Annotated in this window: 2 protein-coding genes; both read left to right on the top strand. The window is 66.9% G+C overall.

What is annotated here, in order from left to right; genetic code table 11:
• The first annotated feature begins 122 nt into the window (after window positions 1-122).
• Complete coding sequence (locus ABT147_RS47075) at window positions 123-1,376, top strand: IS256 family transposase (RefSeq protein WP_351418703.1); 1,254 nt, start codon at window positions 123-125, stop codon at window positions 1,374-1,376.
• A 42-nt stretch (window positions 1,377-1,418) separates the two neighbouring features.
• The gene (locus tag ABT147_RS47070) at window positions 1,419-2,402 is read left to right on the top strand and encodes a GNAT family N-acetyltransferase (protein ID WP_351418701.1); all 984 of its coding nucleotides are present in this window, start codon (window positions 1,419-1,421) and stop codon (window positions 2,400-2,402) included.
• The last annotated feature ends 51 nt before the right edge of the window (window positions 2,403-2,453 follow it).

Below are 2,453 nucleotides of genomic sequence, written 5' to 3'. Positions count from 1 at the left end.
GAGCAATGCTCATGACCTGTGGATCGGCCTCGGGTTGGACGCGAAGGGCGTACCTTCCCGAGTGATCGACTTCTGGTCATCGAGCAGGCCGACGTTGCACCGTCGGTCGGGAAGGCACGCCCGTGCTGAGCGTAGTGAATGCCGATGGAACGACCGAGACTGGCTCCCTGATCGACGACATCGTCCGCGACGGCGCGCGGCGGATGCTGGCCGCCGCTCTGGAGGCTGAAGTCAACTCCTACATAGCCGAGTTGGCCGACCAGCGAGACGAGAACGGGCGCCGCCTGGTGGTCCGCAACGGCTATCACCAGCCCCGCTCGGTGACCACCGCGGCCGGGACGGTCGAGGTGAAGGCCCCGCGCATCAACGACAGGCGCATCGACGAGGCAACCGGCGAGCGCAAGCGGTTTTCCTCGGCGATCCTGCCGCCGTGGTGCCGCAAGTCCCCGAAGATCAGCGAGGTGCTGCCGCTCCTCTACCTCCACGGGCTGTCCAGCGGGGATTTCGTGCCCGCGCTGGAGCAGTTCCTCGGCTCCTCGGCCGGCCTGTCCCCGGCCACCGTCACCCGGCTGACCACCCAGTGGCAGGCCGACCACAAGACGTTCAGCGAGCGCGACCTGTCCGCCACGGACTACGTCTACGTCTGGGCCGACGGTATCCACCTGCGCATACGGCTGGAGGAGGCGAAGGCCGCGGTCCTGGTCGTCATGGGCGTGCGCGCGGACGGAACCAAGGAGCTGATCGCGATGGCCGACGGCTACCGCGAGTCCTCGCAGTCCTGGGCAAGCCTGCTGCGGGACTGCCAGCGGCGCGGCATGCGTGCTCCCGTCCTCGCCGTCGGCGACGGCGCCCTGGGCTTCTGGAACGCGTTGAACGAGGTCTTCCCGGAAACCCGCCACCAAAGATGCTGGGTTCACAAAACGGCCAACTGCCTCGACAGCCTCCCGAAGTCAGCTCAGCCCGCGGCGAAGAAGGCCATCCAGGACATCTACAACGCCGAGGACAAGGAGCACGCGGCCGCCGCAGTCAAGGCGTTCGCCAGGCAGTACGGCGCGAAGTTCCCCAAGGCCGTCAAGAAGATCGTCGATGACGAGGACGAGCTGCTGGCGTTCTACGACTTCCCCGCCGAGCACTGGATCCACCTGCGGACAACCAACCCCATCGAGTCGACCTTCGCGACCGTCCGGCTGCGGACCAAGGTCACCAAGGGCGCCGGATCCCGGGCCGCCGCCCTGGCGATGGTCTTCAAGCTCGTCGAGTCCGCCCAGGCCCGCTGGCGAGCCGTGAACGCACCCCACCTCGTCGCCCTCGTCCGAGCCGGGGCCCGCTTTGAACGCGGCCAGCTCGTTGAACGGCCGCGGACGACCGCGGCGTGAATAGGGTGGCGGACCTGCCTCGAAGTTCGAGATCATCCGGTCATGTCGGATGGCACGGCAGGACATGAGCTTCCGGTCGGCTTCGGGTTCCGGCCGTATCGCGGCGACGAAGACCACGGAGCCATGGCCGCGGTGCGGCGGGGTTGTGCTGAACAGGACCAGGTCGATGCCTATTCGGTAGTGGAAGGGCTCCCGACCGCGGCCGAGATCGCCGAAGCTTCTGCCAAGTTGGAGGAGCCGTCCAAGAACCAGATCCTGGTGGTGCGCGACGGGAGCGTCGTCGGCTACTCGACGATCCGGTGGTGGCAAGAGCGGGACGACACGTGGCTATACCTGCACCGCGGCTACCTCTTGCCCGAGCATCGCGGCCAGGGCATCGGCTCAACCATGCTGAGCTGGGCCGAAGAACGGATCCGCCGACTCGTCAAACAGCACGGAACGGCGCGGACGGCAGTGATCGGCGCGAACGCCATGGCCTCCGAGCAGGACGCCACGGCACTTCTGCGCGCAGCCGGCTACCGACGTGTCTTCAGCCTGGTCGAGCTGGAGCTGGGCGATCTGCAGCAGGTGCCCGAGCCGGGCAGCGAACTGCCAGCCGGGATACGGACAGGGCCGATCGGGACAAGCCACTACCGTGAAGCCTGGAGGACGGTCGTCGATTCGTATGCGGACACCGGTTTCACTCAGAGATGGCCTTTCCAGGACTTCGTCGACACCGCCAACCCGGCATGCTGGAGGGCTGCCTGGAACGGGCAGGACATGGTCGGCGTCGCCCTCTGCTCCATCCGCCGTCACGACCACACCGTGGGCGAGGTCGAAGAGCTGAGTGTCCGGACGGACCAGCGACGCCTCGGAATCGGCCGGGTTCTGCTGCTGGACGGTCTGCGGAGCCTTCGCGAGCAGGGTGCAATGACCGCCCGGCTGTTCACGGGCACGGCAAATCCGCACCGGTCCTACGACCTCTACGAGAGTGTGGGGTTCCGGCGGCAGAACGAGTACGTCCGTTACCGCAAGCCGCTTACTTGATCGAACGGCCATTGGGCTGTCTGGTCAGTCCACAGGATTTGACAATGCCTC

It is taken from the genome of Streptomyces sp. NPDC001868 (assembly GCF_040297125.1).
Lineage (GTDB): Bacteria > Actinomycetota > Actinomycetes > Streptomycetales > Streptomycetaceae > Streptomyces.
This window is presented reverse-complemented; position numbering and strand designations above follow the sequence as displayed.

Bases quoted from the DNA above. Each gene is read 5' to 3' on its own strand.
- ABT147_RS47070 (WP_351418701.1), top strand. From the start codon at position 1,419: ATGTCGGATGGCACGGCAGGACATGAGCTTCCGGTCGGCTTCGGGTTC.